The sequence below is a fragment of the Flavobacterium sp. HSC-32F16 genome, from assembly GCF_024171645.1.
Classification (GTDB): Bacteria; Bacteroidota; Bacteroidia; order Flavobacteriales; family Flavobacteriaceae; genus Flavobacterium.
The window spans coordinates 154,903-173,331 of the sequence record NZ_JALKAC010000009.1; the positions used below are offsets into that span (position 1 = coordinate 154,903).

Consider the following 18,429-nt stretch of genomic DNA (forward strand, 5'->3'; position numbering starts at 1 on the left):
CTAAGATGCTAAGCTGCTAAGTTTTTTAACTTAAAACTTGAAACCTTAAACCTGAAACAATTCAAGAAATCTAAAATCTAAAATCAATAATTTAAAATTTAAAAATGTATATACCTTTTGAAAATTTACCTGGTGAATCAAGAGTTTGGATTTACCAATCGAACAGAAAGTTTTCTGAGGAAGAGTTTTCTGAAATTGAAACCGATTTAAAAGCTTTTGTAGAAGAATGGGCCGCACACGGAACCAGTCTTGAAGCATCATTTTTGCTAAAATACAATCGTTTTATCATATTAGCTGTAAATCAGGATGTGCAGGCCGCCACGGGTTGTTCTATTGATAGTTCGGTAGAATTCATTCAAAGTTTAGAGAAAAAGTACAACGTTGATTTATTGGATAAAATGAATGTTACTTTTAAGAATGGAGAACATATTGCTCATAAACCATTAATTGATTTCAAAAAAATGGTAAAAGATAAATCTGTATCTGAGAATACTATTGTTTTCAATAATTTGGTAAACAATATCGAAGAATTCAATGAATCTTGGGAGGTTCCTGCCGCAGACAGCTGGCACAGCAGATTTTTCTAAGAGAAATTTATAATATATTTGAAAAGGCATGAAATTTTAAATTTTGTGCCTTTTTTTGTTTTAATTGTTTGAGGTTTCAAGTTTCAGGTTTCACGAAAGTTTGTCATTCCGACGAACGAGGAATCGCACTGGAGAATCGACAAAGATTGCGTGAAACTTTGACAAAGTTCACGAGATAAAAGAATATCAATTTAAATAGCAGCCTAGTTTATAAATAGCTAATAATATTAATAATGATAAACCCTGATCATAATTTTAGATGGCATAAGGTTAAAAATGGATTATTACATTTTGCGATTGTAAACTTACATATTCAAAAGAATGAAACTGGAAATGAAATTATAGAAGATTATTCGGGTTACAAATATTCCAGCGATTTGATGGATGTCAGGCATGAAGGTTTCAATACTTGGAAAACCGGATTGAGAAATGGACTTGAATTTGCACTTTCACACAGTTCCGATTTCTGGACTATTAAGATAAATGGGTTTTGTGCATCATATATGGATACAAATGCAACAATTCTGGGATATACAGGTGTTTTAGCTTTTATAAAAGAGACAAATATTGTAATTAGTAATCTTGAAGAAGTTGAGAATTTTGTCTTTATGAGCTGGAACGATGGCATGATAAATAAAATTCCAAACTTTAATGAATTGACTTTTACTAGCGATGTTTAAAATTAAAAGCATTAAAATAAAATGTTCTTATAAAAACAAAACCGCCTAATCTAGCCCCGATGGAAGCGGTATCCTTTTATGGCGGGGTTCGCCATAAAAGATTTAGTGAACAGCGGGACTACTGGTCTTTTTTGCAGATATTGTGCTTCTTCTAAAAATATTTATCAACCAGAGTTAATCTAATTTTGTCGAAAATCTAACAATTTAAAAGCCTAATTAAACGCTATTTTTGAGTATTTTCGTAGAATTAAATTTAATACATGAAAATAGCAATAGTTTGTTATCCGACATTTGGCGGTAGTGGCGTAGTTGCAACAGAACTAGGCCTCGAATTAGCCAGACGAGGACACGAAATCCATTTTATAACTTACAGTCAGCCAGTAAGATTGGCGCTTTTAAATCCTAATGTTCATTATCACGAAGTAAACGTTCCAGAATATCCTTTATTTCATTATCAACCGTATGAATTGGCTTTGTCAAGTAAATTGGTCGATATGGTTAAATTGTATAAAATAGAAGTTCTTCATGTGCATTATGCAATTCCGCATGCTTATGCGGGTTATATGGCAAAGCAAATGTTAAAGAATGAAGGAATTAATCTTCCGATGATTACAACGCTTCACGGAACTGATATTACTCTTGTAGGGAATCACCCGTTTTATAAACCAGCGGTAACTTTTAGTATCAACAAATCAGATTATGTAACTTCGGTTTCGCAGAGTTTAAAAGACGATACTTTGAAATTATTCAAAATCAAGAATAAAATTAAGGTAATCCCTAATTTTATTGAATTGGATAAAGTGGCTAAGGATCCGACGGCGCCTTGTCATCGTTACGTTATGGCAAAGGAAAACGAAAGAATCATAACGCATATTAGTAACTTCAGGAAAGTAAAACGTATTCCGGATATTATTAAGATTTTCTATAATATCCAGAAGGAAATGCCGGCTAAATTAATGATGGTTGGTGATGGTCCAGAAAAGGAAAAAGCAGAAGTATTATGTATGGAACTGGGAATTTACGACAAGGTAATTTTCTTTGGAAACAGTAATGAAATCGACAAAATTTTATGCATGACTGATTTATTTTTACTTCCGTCAGAAACAGAAAGTTTTGGATTAGCGGCTTTAGAAGCTATGGCTTGTGGTGTTCCGGTTATTTCAAGTAATTCAGGAGGTTTGCCAGAAGTTAATTTTAATGGAGTTTCGGGATATTTAAGTGATGTTGGAAATGTCGATGAGATGGCGGCAAATGCTATTAAGATTTTAAAAGACGATAAAACACTGAACGAGTTTAAGGCAAATGCACTTGAAGTGGCAAAGAATTTTGACATTAAAAACATTCTGCCTAAATATGAAGCTTTGTACCAAAAAGCAATTGACGATTATAAAGATTAAAACATTAATTTAAAAATTTTAACGAATGAAAAAAGCAATTTCGGTTTTGGTTATTTTTGTTTTGATTTCTTGCGGTGCAACAAAGACAACAAATTCAACAACGGCACTCTATGAGGTTTTAACGGAACAATCGAGCGGTGGTGGAAATATCAGATTTTTTGAAATCCTTACAGAACCTAATGAGATTAAAATGCTTCAAAATGACCCAATTTTGGCTGATAAAATGAAAAATGCTGACATTAATAACTCCAACTATGTTATTTTGAATATGGGGGAGAAAAATACCAGCGGTTATTCTATTGCCGTAGAAAAGGTTGAAGAAACTGATAAAAATATTATTATAACGGTTAAAGAAAATGCTCCTGCTTCTGATGCAATGGTTATGCAGATGATTTCTTATCCATATACAGTTGTAAAAGTACATTCTAAAAAGGAGATTATTGTTAAGTAGCCAAGTCAAGAATGCCTGATGAAAGGCGTAAGGCTTGATGTGAACTTGAACACAAAACCTGAAACCTAAAACATAAAAAAAACCTGTCGGTTTTAAACGACAGGTTTCTTCTTACAATTATTTTTTATTTTTAATTAGAATCTGAATTTAACGCCTAATCCAACGTCAAATCCAAAATTGTCATCGTCATAATATCCAGAACCAATTTCAGGTCTTGCATCTAACGATAGTGTAATAGGCACCTCTTTAAATCTGTATTCTATACCGATATCTCCAGCTGCAAAAACATAAGTTCCGCTGTCGTTGTATCTAAAGTTGTTGTTGTAATAATCATGATCCCAAGCGGCGATACCACCCCCGACACCTGCGTACCAGTTAAACCCGCCGTCGATGTTCCAAACCCATTGGTAAAGAGCTACTCCTTTAATGGCGTCAACATCGCTGCTGTTTCTCCAGCCTAAATCAAATTCAAGTCTGTTTTTTTGGTTTAGTCCTAATTGGTATGATACTTCACCTCCAAATCCGTTGTTGTCTCCTAAACGCAATCCTAGAGCGTGTTTTGAAATTTCTTGTGATTGTGCCGTAAATGCAAATCCAAAAAGCATAATGGCAGATACTATTATCTTCTTCATAAAATGGTTAATTAATTTTTTTCAAATTTAGATTTCCTTGTTTATGAAGAACGTATAATATTTTTAGAAATTGTTATATAATTCACATTTTTTAGAATTTTTAATATCCTAAAAAGTTAAAAACATAGTCTACAGTATGTTATAAGGCTGGTTGGCTTTATTTTTTAAGAATAATGTTTGATAGTAATTGAGAAGTTAAAATATCTTCCATTTCAAATAAATTTTCTTCTTCAGTAAAATTACTATGTGTATAGGAATATAGTTTCCAACGCTTTTTATGATATTCAAGAGCGGTTAAATTTTCAACCCAATCTCCTGAATTTAAGTATAAAGTAGATCCGTACTTGTTTTCTTTGGTAATGATTTTTGGTTCGTGGATATGACCGCAGATTACATAATCGTAATTTTTTTCGATAGCCAGATCAGTCGCAGTAGTTTCAAAATCAGAAATAAATTTAACTGCTTTTTTAACGCTTGCTTTTATTTTTTTAGAGAAAGAATACGGTTCTCTTCCTAATTTTGCCAGACACCAGTTTGCAAATCGGTTAACAAGAATTAAATAATCATAACCTAATCCGCCTAGTTTTGCAATCCATTTAGAATGCTGTACAGAAGCATCAAAGACATCACCATGAAAAATCCACGCTTTTTTGTCGTCTAATTCTAAAACTAATTTATCGACCAAAGAAAAATTCCCCATATTCATATCGCTGAATTTTCGAAGAATTTCATCGTGATTTCCAGTAATATAATATACTTTGGTGCCTTTTGAAGCCATCCCGATAATGCGCTGGATAACTCTTAAATGCGCCTTTGGAAAATAAGATTTTCTAAACTGCCATGCATCAATTATATCACCATTTAAGACTAAGGTTTTAGGTTTAATGGTTGATAAATAGTTGTTTAGTTCTTTAGCGTGACTTCCGTAAGTTCCCAAATGGACATCAGAAATAATGACCAATTCGACATTTCGTTTTTTCAATTTTTCTTAATTTGAAGTTCCACAAATGAAAGTAAATCTCATGGAATTTATTTTATGAAAAGGTTACTAATTCGAGGTCAATTTTAATAAATTGTGATTTTTAAACTGTTTAATCTTTAATTAATATTACCAATTTTTAATTTTTTAATTTAATTCATAAAACTTACATTTGCTCAAAACAAATTACAATGGCAGGAAATAGCTACGGCACCCTATATAAAGTTACTACATTTGGCGAATCGCATGGTGAAGCTCTAGGCGGTATTATAGACGGCTGTCCATCAGGAATAGAACTTGATTTAGAAGCGATTGAAGTTGAAATGTCCCGCAGAAAACCAGGACAATCAGCGATCGTAACACAAAGAAAAGAACCAGACGCGGTTCAGTTTCTATCCGGAATATTTGAAGGAAAAACTACTGGGACTCCAATTGGTTTTATTATTCCAAATACCAATCAAAAATCAGACGATTACTCTCATATAAAAGATAATTACAGACCAAGTCATGCTGATTATGTGTATGACCAAAAATATGGTTTTCGTGATTATCGCGGAGGCGGAAGAAGTTCTGCCCGCGAAACAGCAAGCAGAGTAGTAGCAGGAGCAATTGCAAAACAAATGCTTCCTGAAATTAAAATTAATGCTTACGTTTCTTCGGTTGGACCTATCCATTTAGATACGCCATACCAAGATTTGGATTTTTCTAAAATAGAAAGCAATCCGGTTCGCTGTCCAGATGAAAAATCGGCAGCAATTATGGAAGAATACATTCGTGATATTCGCAAACAAGGTGATACTGTTGGCGGTGTTGTATCGTGTGTAATTCAAAATGTTCCGGTTGGTTTAGGCGAGCCTGTTTTTGATAAATTACATGCTGAATTAGGAAAAGCAATGCTTTCTATTAATGCAGTAAAAGGTTTTGAATACGGAAGCGGTTTCTCCGGTTCTGAAATGAAAGGAAGCGAACACAACGATTTATATAATCCTGACGGAACTACAAAAACGAATCTTTCCGGCGGAATTCAGGGTGGAATAAGCAACGGAATGGATATTTATTTCAGAGTAGCTTTTAAACCTGTTGCAACTATCATGCAGACTCAGGATTCTTTAGATAATAAAGGAAATATTACACCAATGACTGGAAAAGGACGTCATGATCCGTGTGTGGTGCCTCGTGCAGTGCCAATCGTTGAGGCGATGGCTGCAATTGTTTTGGCTGATTTTTATTTAATCAACAAAACATATTAATAAAAATTAAGACAGTGAGGGTCTTATATTTTAATAATCTAAAAGTAAATTAATGCAAGTTACAGAAAACAAAAAGAAATCATTTTTTTCAGGACTAACCGGGCAGATTATAATTGCAATGGTGCTTGGAGCAGTTTTGGGTATTATTATTCATAATTCAATTTCCCAGGAAGCAGCAGTATCATTTAGCAATAAAATAAAAATGCTGGCTACTATCTTTATCAGATTAGTGCAAATGATTATTGCTCCTTTAGTTTTTACCACCTTAGTAGTAGGAATTGCAAAATTAGGTGACATAAAAACTGTTGGAAGAGTTGGAGGAAAAGCACTTGGCTGGTTTTTTACTGCCTCTTTTATATCCTTATTAATTGGATTATTTTTTGTAAATGTTTTAAAACCGGGAGTTGGCTTAAAGTTAGATCATGTTGATATGGCTGCGGCTTCTGAGGTTACAGCTAAAACAAAAATATTATCTGTAGAAAATTTCGTTGAACATATTGTTCCTAAAAGTATTTTTGAAGCAATGGCAACCAATGAAATTTTACAGATTGTAATTTTTTCTATCTTTTTTGGATTAGCGGCTGCTTCATTAGGAAGTACAGTAAAACCAATTATAAATGCTTTTGATAAAGCTTCGCATATTGTTTTAAAAATGGTAAATTATGTAATGAACTTTGCTCCAATTGGAGTTTTTGGTGCTATTGCAGGAGTATTTGCTATTCGCGATGCAGAAGAATTAATAATTACCTATTTTAAATTTTTCGGATCATTTTTAGTAGGGATTAGTACATTATGGGTGGTCTTGATTCTTGTAGGTTACTTTTTCTTAAAAGGAAGGATGACTGAATTATTAAAACGAATTATAGGACCGTTGGCCATTGCTTTTGGAACTACGAGCAGTGAAGCGGTTTTTCCTAAGTTAACAGAAGAATTAGAAAACTTTGGAGTAAAAGATAAGATCGTAGCATTCATGTTACCGTTGGGTTATTCTTTTAACCTAGACGGAAGTATGATGTACATGACTTTTGCCAGTATTTTTATCGCTCAGTTTTATGGTGTACACCTGGATTTAGGAACACAAATGGCTATGCTTTTGGTTTTAATGTTAACCAGTAAAGGTATTGCAGGTGTGCCAAGAGCAAGTTTAGTTATTGTTGCCGCTACTTGTGGAATGTTTAAAATTCCTATTGAAGGTATTGCTTTAATCCTGCCAATTGACCACTTTTGTGATATGTTTAGAAGTGCAACCAATGTTTTAGGAAATGCACTTGCAACCTCAGTTGTTGGTAAATGGGAAGGAAATGATGACACTGAATCTGCGTTAGAAAATTAATTGTTTTTCTAAGGGAAAACGATACCAGATAAACGAAAAAGAAAAGCTGTATTTTTATAGGAAATACAGCTTTTTTTTATTTTTAAGTGTATATTTGATAAAATTAGCCGATTGATGCCCCACATACGGATTATTTTATTTTTAGTACTCTTCCTGAATTGTTTCGGCTATTCGGCTGTTGCACAATCTGAACCCGTTTCTGAAGCCCGGATTAATAGATTAATTAAACAGGCCTGGAACGATTTCAAAGATTCTAATTTTGAAAAATCACTAATTACTTCCCGTGTAGCTTTAAATTATGCTACAGCAGCCAAGAATGATAATTTAATTGCCAAATCCTACAAAGTCATTGCAGGTAATTATAACGAATTATCAGAGATTGATAAAGCACTCTTCTTTTATAATAAAGGCTTGTACTACGCTAATAAAACTGAAAACGATTCTATAAAATATAGTCTTCACAATAATATTGGCAACATTTATTGTTTTGAAAAAAAACAATTTGATAAAGGAATCGATTATTACAAAAAGTCAATAGCTTATAGTTTAAAAACCAATAATACAGATCAAATTTATTTTACCAACGTAAATATTGCGTGGGCTTATTTTGATATTGGAAATTTTAATGCCGGATATCCATACTTAAAATTTGTTGGAAATCATGTTAAAAAATATGGAGACGCATCAACAGAAATAATTGTCTATATGCTGAACGGTATGTATTCCAGCTATATTAATGATGATAATGCAGCCAATGCCTACTTTTTGAAAGCAATAACGGCAGGTAAAAATAGTGACGAACAATCTGATTTATCGTATACGCATTTAGAATATTCTAAATTCTTAACTAAAATAAAGAATTACAAAGAAGCTTATAAACATCTTGTTAGGTTTAATGAAATTACCGCAGAACTTTACAATCAGGAAAAGCTGAAAAAAGCTTCTATTGCAGGTTTCAATTTAGAATTGGATGAATATAAAAGACAGATCGATAAAATTGAAAACGAAAAAACATCACAATCTCAAAGTCTTAAAAAATCCCGAATCATTGTAATATTGTTTATTTTGATTTCTCTAATTCTGCTTTTTTTAATTGTAACCTTAATTAAGAACATCGGATTTAAGAAAAAACACAATTTAGAGCTTCTGGAAGCCAAAGAAATTGCAGAGGAAGCCTCACTGCTTAAAACCCAGTTTATTTCGACTATAAGCCACGAATTGCGTACTCCGTTGTACGGTGTGGTTGGTATAACCAATATGCTTTTAGAAGAACATAAAGAATTATCTCAAAGCCAGCACTTAAGTGCTTTAAAATTCTCAGCAAGATATTTACTTTCATTGGTAAACGATATTCTTCAAATAAATAAAATTGAAGAAAATAAAGTTATACTAGAAAGCCTGACATTTAATGTTTCTGATGAAATTACCATGATTAAAAATTCACTTTCGTTTTTATCTCAAAAAAATAACAATAAAATCAATGTTGAAATAGACGATCATATACCAGAATATTTAATTGGAGACAAACTTCGTTTGGGGCAGATTTTGATGAACTTAGTCAGCAATGCCTTGAAATTTACCAAAGACGGAGAAGTTGATATTATCGTTAAGTTGGATAAAATTGAAGGTAAGTTGTATTATTTAGATTTTCTGATAAAAGATAATGGCGTTGGGATTGCCGCTGTAGATCAAAATAAAATCTTTGAAAAGTTTGTTCAGGTTGGACGAAAAGATGAAGATTATCAGGGAACAGGATTAGGGCTGAGTATTGTAAAACGATTATTAGGACTTTTTGGAAGTACCATTACGCTCGAAAGCGATTTGGGAGCAGGAACTTCTTTCTCGTTCTTAATTCCGTTTGAGCATGATCCTCAAAAAACAAAAAAAATAATTGAAGATATCGAAGTGGATTTAACATCAAGCGAAATTTATAAAATTCTTATTGTAGAAGATAATCTAATTAATCAGCTGGTTACGAAAAAAATTATCGAAAAAAATAATTTTGTCTGTAAGGTTGTTGATGACGGTTTTGGGGCACTTTCAATATTAGAAAAAGAAAGATTTGATCTTATTTTGATGGATATCAATATGCCTTTAATGAATGGTTTTGAAGCCACAAAACGAATCCGTTTATTAGGAATAAAAACGCCCATTGTGGCGCTGACGGCTTTTGATAAAGATGAAATTACAGATGAAGCGCTTTCGTCAGGGATGAATGATATTATCGTAAAACCTTTTGAGCCTGTAAAATTATTTAAGATTATAAATTACTTAATTATAGAAGCGAAAAACGCTGGTTGTTAATACCAGCGTTTTTTATTTTGTTTTGAAGCACTTGATTTTCTCGATTTGTGAGCACCGCCGCTTCTGTTTGAGTTTTTAGGTTTTTCTCCAGCTTCAGGACTTCCTGCATGCCATGGATAAGGATGATCTGTAATAATTTTTACATCTACTTTTATTAATTTCTTAATATCCTTCCAGTAAGGCTCTTCGTCTTTTCCGCAGAAAGAAATAGCAATACCTCCATTTCCTGCGCGTCCTGTACGTCCAATTCTATGTACATACGTTTCAGGAATATTAGGTAAATCAAAATTGATAACATAGGGTAATTGATCAATATCAATTCCTCTTGCTGCAATATCTGTCGCAACCAAAACACCTACTTCTTTATTTTTAAAAGCATCAAGGACACGTTGTCTGGCATTTTGTGATTTATCACCGTGAATAGCCTCAGCAGGAATATCTTTTTTGCGAAGTGCTTTTACAACATTATCTGCGCCGTGTTTGGTTCTTGAAAATACCAATACATTTGATAAATTTTCGTTTTTAATCAAATGATATAATAAGTTTCTTTTTTCTGTTTTGTCAACAAAATAAATACGCTGTTCTACATTTTCGGCAGTAGATGAAACCGGAGAAACTTCAACTTTTTCAGGATCTTGCAAAAACATTTCTGCCAGTTCGCGAATTGCAAGTGGCATTGTTGCAGAGAATAATAAAGTTTGTCTGTTTTTAGGTGTAAGTTTTACAATCTTTTTTACATCGTTTATAAAACCCATATCCAGCATCTGATCGGCTTCGTCCAAAACCAGTGTATGCAGATGATCTAAATCAAGAAAACCTTGTTTTTGTAAATCTAATAAACGTCCCGGAGTTGCTACCAAAACATCAACACCATTTTTTAATGCATCAACCTGAGGGTTTTGAGAAACTCCTCCAAAAATGGTTAATTGTGTTAAATTGGTATATTTAGAATAGGTGTCAAAACTCTGTCCAATCTGCACTGCTAATTCACGCGTAGGTGTTACAATCAGCGCGCGAATTTGTTTTGCTTTTTTTGACGAACCAACAATTCTATGTAATTGATGTATAATTGGAATTGCAAATGCCGCTGTTTTTCCCGTACCTGTCTGCGCACAGCCAATTAAATCCCTTCCGGCTAAAACAATCGGAATAGATTTTTCCTGAATAGGAGTGGGGTTTAGGTAGCCTTCTTCAAATACGGCTTTTTGTATACTTTTTGAGAGTGATAAATCTTCGAATAACATATCTTAGTAATTAAGAATTTTAGTTTTAAGTACTAAATTCTGTGCAAAGATAGGTTTATTCAGTCAATCGGCTGTTTGAATCTTGTATTATTTGGAAAATGTGTGGTTTTAAGCCGCCTGCTCTTCAAGCTAATTTCTCTTTTTCGTTATTTGCTTTAATAAAATCAGTTACTAAATAGCCAATTAATTTTCCAATTAAATTGTTATTTGGAGAATCGGCTAAATCTGGCGCGCCTTCACAAATATGTAAATAAGCAGCGTTTTTATGCTGTCCGAAAAATGAAATAAACTGTCGTAATTCTTCTACAGAAAAGCCGCTTATTGTCATGGCACTGCTGGCAATATTAGGAATAGCATCAAGATCAATTTCAATTCCAAAGGCATCCGTTTTTATAAATTCCAGAGCGAGAGCCATTTCGCGGGTAAAATCTTTTTCTTTGCGAATGTTCACGCTGTCATAAGTATTATAACGTACGCGGTCTTCCAATTTTTTAATAAGATCTAAAACGCTTTTTGAAGTATAATTTTCGTGAAGCCCAAAAATGAAATATTTTTTTAGAAAGCCTTCTTCATACGCATATGAAAATCCATTACCGCTGTGGCGCCCTTCGAGAATTCTAAAATCAGAATGGGCATCAAAATTTACAGCGTTTATTGGTTTTCCTTTGGCTAAAGCCGAACCTTTAATATTTCCGTAAGCATTATTATGTCCGCCTCCTATAATAATAGGAGTTTTTCCGGCTTTCATTATTGTAAAAATAATATGGGAAACTTCTTTATCTATTTTTTCTACCAGCTGACTTAGTTTTGAACGATCATCGATGTCGTTAAAATCTAATTTTTCGACATCACGCATTTCTTCAGAAACATCAAGCTGTCCTAAAACAATAATCTGGCTGCCTTTTGAAAAGCGGTTATGTTGAATGTTTGCAATACTTTTAATAGCGTTTTCCCACGCTGATGCTGTTCCAGGCCTTCCATAATTCGCACGCACACCAATGTCTTCCGGAATTCCCAAAAGGACATATTTCGCCTCAGATTCTTGTAAAAATTTGATTTTGTCAGCCTCTTTAGGCAGTACAATCATTTTTTCTCCGAACTTTATTTCACCACTACGATGATTTGTGACTTTTGCCAAATCATTGACAGTAAAAGGAATCAATTTCTCCATGAAAAAAATTTATTTTCCAAAAATAATATAATTGTAACAACTTACGTTATTAACATATATTAATTCTTAAATTTGTTATTAAAGAAAATTATTAAATATGGAAAACCCAAAGAACAACAACAATTCAAGTCTAAAAGCGGTAATAGCGGTTTTAGCAGTCCTACTGATTGGTAGCTTAGTGTATATTTTTAAATTATCTTCTGATACTGATGTAGTTAAGACAGAACTTACAACTACAATGACAGAAAAAGAATCTGTAATGAAAGATTTACAGGAATTGAAAGCAACTTATGATGCTGCAATTGCTGAAAACACATCAATGTCAGACGAATTAATTCAGGAAAGAGATAAAGTTGTCGCTTTGATGGATGATTTAAATAAATCAAAAGGTGATGTTTCTAAATACAGAGCTCAAGTTCAGGCAATGCAAGGTAAAATGAAAACTTTAGTTGCAGAGAATGATGAATTGAAAAAACAAAATGGTGCTTTAACAGTTCAGAGAGACAGTACAATTACTGTATTAGGAGAGTCTAAAAAATACAATGAAGTGCTTGTAGGGCAAAATGAAGAGCTTGCAAAAACAGTTGAAAGAGGTTCTAAACTATCGGTTTTGAACACTAAAACTTCTGCTTACAAATTGAAAAGCTCAGGAAAACAAATCGAAACAGATAAAGCAAGCCGTGCTGATATCTTAAAAGTAAGTTTTACTATTGCTGAAAACCAAATTGCTAAATCTGGAGATAAAACATATTATGTTCAGGTTATTGATGCAAAAAATAACGTTTTAGGCGAGAAAAAAACAGAAAGCTTTGGAGATAATTCTTTAACATACAGCTTTAAAACTACTGTAAAGTATGAAAATAAATCTGTAAATGTTTCTGAAGATCTTCCAGGAAAAGATTTCGCTAAAGGAACTTATTTTATCAATGTTTTTGATAATGACGAATTAGTTTCTAAAACTAGTTTCAGTTTGAGATAATTGTGCTAAAAAAGTAAATACCACTTTGATATTAAAGGTCTGTGATTTCACAGACCTTTTTTTATATAATAGGTTTAACGCAGAGTTTCCTGTAGTTTCAGCTGCGGTATATATTTCTTAGAAGACTTAAGAATTGTATTTTTGCAGTAGTTTCAATCACTGCGTTGAAATTATATCTGTTTATATGATTTCTCCTTCAATCAAAACATCTTCAATTAAATTGCTTCCAAAAGCATAAGGAATTTGGTAGTAAGATGAAATAGGTTTAGTTATGATTAAATTGGCCTTTTTGCCTTTTGTAATACTTCCATGAGTTTCTGAAAGTCCCATTGCATAAGCGCCGTTTATTGTTGCGGCATTTATAGCTTCTTCAGGAGTCATTTTCATTTTGATACAGGCTGTTGCAACAACAAAATTCATGTTTCCTGATGGAGTAGAACCAGGATTAAAATCAGTAGCCAGGGCTAAAGGTAATCCGGCTTTCATCATTTCGCGTGCCGGTGTGTACGGAATACCTAGGAAATAAGAACACGAAGGCAGGGCCACTGGCATGGTTTCGGTGTTTTTTAAAGCTTCAATATCTTCCGGGTTCATTATTTCGAGATGATCTACAGAAAGAGCGTTAAATTTAATTCCAGACTGAATTCCGCCAATAGAATTAAACTGGTTAACGTGAATTTTTGGCTTTAAGCCGAATTCAATTCCTGCCTGCATGATTTTTTCTGTTTCTTCAACTGAGAAATAACCGCTTTCGCAGAAAACATCTACATAATCTGCCAGTTTATTTTGAGCAATTTCCGGAAGCATTTTATTTATGATTTCGTCAATGTAACCTGCTTTATTTTCTTTGTAATGTGAGGGAAAAGCATGAGCACCCAAAAAAGTAGCTTTTATTGAAATAGGATAGTTTTCTGCTAGTTTTTTAATAACACGAAGCATTTTTAATTCGCCTTCAATAGTTAATCCGTAACCGGATTTTATTTCAACAGCTCCGGTTCCTAAATGCATAACTTCTTCAAGACGAAGCTTTGACTGTTCGTAAATTTCTTCTTCCGAAGTTTCGTTTAATTTTTTAGCTGAGTTTAAAATACCACCGCCGCGATTGGCAATTTCTTCATAAGTAAATCCGTTAATGCGGTCTACAAACTCCTGTTCGCGGTTTCCAGCGTATACAATATGCGTGTGGCTGTCACACCAAGCCGGAAGAACAACGCGGCCTGATGCATTTATAATTTTATCGGCTTTTATTTCAGGAAGGTTTTCCATTGCTCCAAAATCAGCAATAAGATTATCTTTTATTACTAAAAATGCGTTTTTAATTGTGGGAAGTTCTGCCATTTCAGCTCCTGAAACTTTAGAAATTGAAGTTTCGCGTACTTGAAGCAGTTCTTGTATGTTTTTTATTATTGTAACCATGATTGGGATTGTTATAAAACACAAATTTCACAAATTAACACGAACTAATCCGTGAAATCTGTGAAATTTGTGCTTTTATTATTTCGTGTTTTTTATTCAGAAACCGTTATTTCAAACATTTTGCTCCAGTTTTTACCTGTAACCAAAATAGTTTTGGTTTTAGGATTGTATGCAATTCCGTTTAAAACATCATCTGTTGTAATGTCGTTCATTGTTTTACGCAGATCTGAAAGGTTTAAAATTCCTTCAACAGCTCCGTTTTCAGGGTTTACAACCGCAATAGCATCTTTAAACCAAACATTGGTATAGATTTTTCCGTTAATCCATTCTAGTTCATTAATCGCTTTAATTTTTGAAGTTCCAGAATACACATTAATGTAGTCAATCATTTTTTGAGTATTTGGGTCTACTTTCCAGATTTTTTCGGTTCCGTCAGTTTGATAGATATATTTTCCGTCATTAGTCATTCCCCATCCTTCGATATCTTTTTCGTAATCAAAAGTTTTTTCAAGCTTTAATGTTTTAGCATCGTAAATAAAGCCTTTTTTGTTTTTATATGTTAACTGAAACAATTTGCCGTTAATAAACGTAATTCCTTCTCCAAAATATTGTTTGTCAAGATCGATTTGTTTAAAAATCTTTCCTGTTTTATAGTCGTATTTTTTTATAAACGAAGCGCCTTCTTGTCCGGTGCTTTCATATAAAGTATCATTGTAAAACTCAAAACCTTCTGTAAAGGATTTTTTATCATGTGGATATGTATTGACTACTTTATACTTTAATAGTTTAGGTTCTATATCTGAAACTAGTTCGATTCTTTTAGTAGCATCAGAAGAATCTCCGCCAAAATAAACAGTAGCTTTTAGATATTGATAACCTAATTTTTGATCTAATAATTCAAATCTAAAATCTTCAGCACCTTTTGTACTTCCAACACTTTGGTCGTTTATGAAGTAGGCAACGCTGTCAATTTCTTTCGATTTCGGGTTTAAAATTCCGATTGTAAGCGGTTCTTTTTGCGTAAAATGAGCCGGAAAAGCAGAATCATCGATAGTAAACAAAGAATTTTCACTTTTATTTTTATCTCCACATCCAATTAATGTGATTTCTAATAAAATGACAGCTAGGAAGTTATGTTTTTTCATAGTTAAAAATTTGAATAAGCCAATATACGATGATATTTTTATAGCAGCAAAGCTCTTGCAAAAATATAAAAAGATTGTATATTTGCACCGGCAAGTCCTACACGACCAGCTCCTGCAGACTCCCCCAGGATGGGAACATAGCAAGGGTACGTGGTTGAGCGGTGCGATGTAGGTCGCTTGCCACTTTTTATTTTTTAGAATTTGTATAAAAGTAGTCTTCCTTCGGGAGGATTTTTTTATTTTTGGACCTTTCGAAAGTTAGAAGTTATATGTGAGAAGTTAGAAGTTTTTCTTTTTCGCATTAATTCTACTCATAGATAATCACATTTAACTTATAATATTTAACATCTAACCAGCAAATGAGTAAAGTTGTTTTAATTACCGGAGGATCATCGGGGATTGGAAAATCTATTGGTGAATTTTTGCATAAAAAAGGTTTTGTCGTATACGGAACGAGCCGAAATCCTGAAAAAGTCCTGAATTCAATATTTCCTCTTGTAGCTTTAGATGTTCGAAATACTGATTCGATTAAATTAGCTGTCAGTAAAATTATCGAAACTTCTGGCAGACTGGATATTGTAATTAACAATGCCGGAGTTGGAATCACAGGACCTTTGGAAGAAATTCCGATGGAGGAAATCAAAAACAATTTTGAAACGAACTTTTTTGGTCCAATTGAAGTTATGAAAGCCGTTTTACCACAAATGCGTGAACAAAAAGCGGGTTTGATTATTAATATTACTTCAATTGCTGCTTATATGGGACTGCCTTATCGCAGTGTTTATTCAGCATCAAAAGGAGCTTTGGAGTTGATTACTGAGGCTTTAAGAATGGAAGTTAAGCAGTTTGGAGTTGAAATTACAAACGTGGCTCCGGGCGATTTTGCTACTAATATTGCTTCCGGACGTTATCATGCGCCTGTTGTAAAAGGTTCTGCTTATGAAAAAGTATATGGCGATACACTTGCGACAATGAATGAACATGTTGATGCGGGAAGTAATCCGAATGAAATGGCAGAAGCGATTTTTAAAATCATTCAAAAAGAAAAACCAAAAGTACATTATAAAGTAGGCGTGTTTATGCAGAAATTTTCAATTGTTTTGAAACGTGCACTTCCAGATAAGGTTTACGAAAAAATGCTTATGAATCATTATAAATTATAGGATTATGGATAAGATTATAGAATTTTTGCCTACTATTTTTATTGTTTTAGTTTTTCTGGTTATTTGGTTTGTGCTTCGCAGAATTTTAAGTTCTTTGAGTGATAAGATTAATAATTCTGAAGTTTATAAAGAAGAAACCTTAAAAGTTCTGGAAGAAATTAGGGATGAATTGAAAGAATTAAATAAAAACAATTCTTCTAAGCAATTTTAAGTTGTAATTTTGCAGCTGAGTTTGCGTGAGGGATAGAGTCGTTATCCTTTTGTGAATAGAAACGGAACAAAAGATATAGCCGAAAGCCCGACCCTTGCGGTCACGCCCAAAAAATAAATCAACACAATTTAAATATAATAGATTATGAAATTTTTTATTGATACAGCTAATTTAGCTCAAATTAAAGAAGCACAAGCTTTAGGTGTTTTAGATGGTGTAACAACTAATCCGTCGTTAATGGCGAAAGAAGGTATTACCGGAAAAAACAATATACTTAAGCATTATGTTGACATTTGCAACCTTGTAGAGGGTGATGTAAGTGCTGAAGTAAACGCTCTTGATTATGACGGGATGATTAAAGAAGGTGAGGAGCTGGCTGAATTACATGAACAAATCGTTGTAAAACTGCCTATGACTAAAGAAGGTGTTATGGCTGCGAAATATTTTTCTGATAAAGGAATTAAAACTAACGTAACTCTTGTTTTCTCTGTAGGACAAGCTCTATTGGCTGCTAAAGCCGGGGCTACTTTTGTTTCTCCGTTTGTTGGTCGTTTAGATGATATTTCTACTGACGGTTTAAACCTGATTCAGGAAATTAGAGAGGTTTATGATAACTACGGTTATGAAACTCAAATTTTAGCGGCTTCTGTGCGTCACACAATGCACATCGTAAACTGTGCTAAAATTGGTGCAGATGTTATGACTGGACCGCTTTCTGCAATTTATGGATTGTTGAAACATCCTTTAACTGATATTGGTTTAGCTCAATTCGTTGCTGACTTCGAAAAAGGAAATAAGTAATCCTTAGATAGTTATAAAATTAAAATCGCCTTTTTTCTAACGAGAAAAGGCGATTTTTTTTACTTTTATATGAAGCTTAAATAATTGAATATGAAAGTTATAGTAATTATTTTGTCTTTTTTTGCTTTAAATGTGTCGATATATGCACAAACAGCAAAAGTGCTTAAAAGTGTAAATGATGCGGGAGATGTGGCAACATTTGAATTGGATTGTTCTGTGAAGTTTCAGACTTTGGCAAAGGGACTTCGGTATAACATTACCCGGCACGAATTTAAAGGGCCTGAAATGAAGAATTCTTATCGCCTGCTTTTGGTTATGGATGGATTTTATTCGAAAACTTTAAATAAGGAAATGACTATTTCTGCGGTTTTAAGCGATGGAACTATTATAGAAGCCAGAAAGATTATTGAAGATGACGGCTTTTTTGACGGAGCTTGTACTTTAAGAATAAAAGACCCAAAAGCACTTTTACAAGCCAATATAGACAAAGTTATTGTTCATGCTGACAAAGATGTTGTTTATTCAATTTCGGTACAGAATAAAGCGATTTTTAAAAAGAATTTGAATAATATTATTAATGCTAAATAAAGGACTGAGTTTTTAAGATGGTAAGCTTCTAAGTTTTTGTTTTGTGAATAAAAAAAATCCAAATTCCTGTTTATGGGAATTTGGATTTTTTTTATATT

General features: G+C 33.1%; 18 protein-coding genes and 1 other RNA gene. 13 read left to right on the forward strand and 6 right to left on the reverse strand.

The annotated features are described in order from the left end of the window. The first annotated feature begins 104 nt into the window (after nt 1–104). The 4 genes from L1276_RS20770 to L1276_RS20785 all read left to right on the forward strand — a co-directional run bounded on the left by L1276_RS20770 (nt 105) and on the right by L1276_RS20785 (nt 3,115). Nucleotides 105–587 carry an ABC transporter ATPase gene (locus L1276_RS20770; RefSeq protein ID WP_253791233.1) on the forward strand — a complete coding sequence of 161 codons (483 nt, stop codon included), beginning with the start codon at nt 105–107 and terminating at the stop codon, nt 585–587. Nucleotides 588–820: 233 nt separating this feature from the next. Continuing rightward, entirely contained in the window at nt 821–1,267 is a 447-nt protein-coding gene (locus tag L1276_RS20775) for a hypothetical protein (protein ID WP_253791235.1), read from the forward strand. A 260-nt stretch (nt 1,268–1,527) separates the two neighbouring features. Continuing rightward, on the forward strand, nt 1,528–2,664 hold the full coding sequence (gene bshA / locus L1276_RS20780) for an N-acetyl-alpha-D-glucosaminyl L-malate synthase BshA (RefSeq protein WP_253791237.1): 1,137 nt from the start codon (nt 1,528–1,530) through the stop codon (nt 2,662–2,664). Between the two features lie 25 nt (nt 2,665–2,689). After that, nucleotides 2,690–3,115 (forward strand): protease complex subunit PrcB family protein, encoded by a 426-nt coding sequence (locus L1276_RS20785; RefSeq protein ID WP_253791239.1) that lies wholly within the window; start codon nt 2,690–2,692, stop codon nt 3,113–3,115. Between the two features lie 134 nt (nt 3,116–3,249). Here the strand turns inward: L1276_RS20785 and L1276_RS20790 are convergent, their stop codons facing one another. Together L1276_RS20790 and L1276_RS20795 are read right to left on the reverse strand one after the other, a co-directional pair. Beyond that, on the reverse strand, nt 3,250–3,747 hold the full coding sequence (locus L1276_RS20790; RefSeq protein ID WP_253791241.1) for a hypothetical protein: 498 nt from the start codon (nt 3,745–3,747) through the stop codon (nt 3,250–3,252). A gap of 157 nt (nt 3,748–3,904) precedes the next feature. Beyond that, a complete protein-coding gene (locus L1276_RS20795; RefSeq protein ID WP_253791243.1) occupies nt 3,905–4,729 on the reverse strand; it encodes a UDP-2,3-diacylglucosamine diphosphatase in 825 nt (274 codons plus the stop codon). A 188-nt stretch (nt 4,730–4,917) separates the two neighbouring features. Here L1276_RS20795 and aroC point away from each other — a divergent pair, with 188 nt between their 5' ends. The 3 genes from aroC (at nt 4,918) to L1276_RS20810 (ending at nt 9,613) form a co-directional block, all read left to right on the forward strand. Continuing rightward, on the forward strand, nt 4,918–5,976 hold the full coding sequence (aroC, locus tag L1276_RS20800; protein WP_029273121.1) for a chorismate synthase: 1,059 nt from the start codon (nt 4,918–4,920) through the stop codon (nt 5,974–5,976). A gap of 52 nt (nt 5,977–6,028) precedes the next feature. Then, nucleotides 6,029–7,309 (forward strand): dicarboxylate/amino acid:cation symporter, encoded by a 1,281-nt coding sequence (locus L1276_RS20805; RefSeq protein WP_253791245.1) that lies wholly within the window; start codon nt 6,029–6,031, stop codon nt 7,307–7,309. A gap of 114 nt (nt 7,310–7,423) precedes the next feature. Continuing rightward, nucleotides 7,424–9,613 (forward strand): response regulator, encoded by a 2,190-nt coding sequence (locus tag L1276_RS20810; RefSeq protein ID WP_253791247.1) that lies wholly within the window; start codon nt 7,424–7,426, stop codon nt 9,611–9,613. On the opposite strand, the gene L1276_RS20815 is transcribed toward L1276_RS20810, so the two are convergent. After that, a complete protein-coding gene (locus L1276_RS20815) occupies nt 9,610–10,857 on the reverse strand; it encodes a DEAD/DEAH box helicase (RefSeq protein WP_253791249.1) in 1,248 nt (415 codons plus the stop codon). The two genes, L1276_RS20810 and L1276_RS20815, sit on opposite strands and share 4 nt — an antisense overlap. A gap of 124 nt (nt 10,858–10,981) precedes the next feature. After that, nucleotides 10,982–12,028: a formimidoylglutamase gene (locus tag L1276_RS20820; RefSeq protein ID WP_253791250.1), complete on the reverse strand. Its 1,047-nt coding sequence runs from the start codon at nt 12,026–12,028 to the stop codon at nt 10,982–10,984. A gap of 97 nt (nt 12,029–12,125) precedes the next feature. On the opposite strand from L1276_RS20820, the gene L1276_RS20825 reads away from it, so the two are divergent. Beyond that, complete coding sequence (locus tag L1276_RS20825) at nt 12,126–13,007, forward strand: hypothetical protein (protein ID WP_253791252.1); 882 nt, start codon at nt 12,126–12,128, stop codon at nt 13,005–13,007. A gap of 180 nt (nt 13,008–13,187) precedes the next feature. Here L1276_RS20825 and hutI read toward each other — a convergent pair whose 3' ends face one another. After that, entirely contained in the window at nt 13,188–14,423 is a 1,236-nt protein-coding gene (gene hutI, locus L1276_RS20830; protein WP_253791253.1) for an imidazolonepropionase, read from the reverse strand. A 92-nt stretch (nt 14,424–14,515) separates the two neighbouring features. After that, entirely contained in the window at nt 14,516–15,568 is a 1,053-nt protein-coding gene (locus L1276_RS20835; RefSeq protein ID WP_253791255.1) for a glutaminyl-peptide cyclotransferase, read from the reverse strand. An 88-nt stretch (nt 15,569–15,656) separates the two neighbouring features. Between L1276_RS20835 and ffs the strand changes: the two genes are divergently transcribed. From ffs to L1276_RS20860, 5 genes are all read left to right on the forward strand, one after another. After that, nucleotides 15,657–15,754, forward strand: an RNA gene (ffs, locus tag L1276_RS20840) — signal recognition particle sRNA small type. A 173-nt stretch (nt 15,755–15,927) separates the two neighbouring features. Beyond that, nucleotides 15,928–16,731: an SDR family oxidoreductase gene (locus L1276_RS20845; protein WP_253791257.1), complete on the forward strand. Its 804-nt coding sequence runs from the start codon at nt 15,928–15,930 to the stop codon at nt 16,729–16,731. A gap of 4 nt (nt 16,732–16,735) precedes the next feature. Then, nucleotides 16,736–16,942, forward strand: a complete 207-nt coding sequence (locus L1276_RS20850; protein ID WP_253791258.1) for a hypothetical protein — start codon at nt 16,736–16,738, stop codon at nt 16,940–16,942. A gap of 144 nt (nt 16,943–17,086) precedes the next feature. Beyond that, complete coding sequence (gene fsa, locus L1276_RS20855) at nt 17,087–17,743, forward strand: fructose-6-phosphate aldolase (RefSeq protein ID WP_253791260.1); 657 nt, start codon at nt 17,087–17,089, stop codon at nt 17,741–17,743. 90 nt (nt 17,744–17,833) lie between these two features. Further along, nucleotides 17,834–18,331, forward strand: a complete 498-nt coding sequence (locus L1276_RS20860) for a hypothetical protein (RefSeq protein WP_253791262.1) — start codon at nt 17,834–17,836, stop codon at nt 18,329–18,331. Nucleotides 18,332–18,429: the final 98 nt, after the last annotated feature.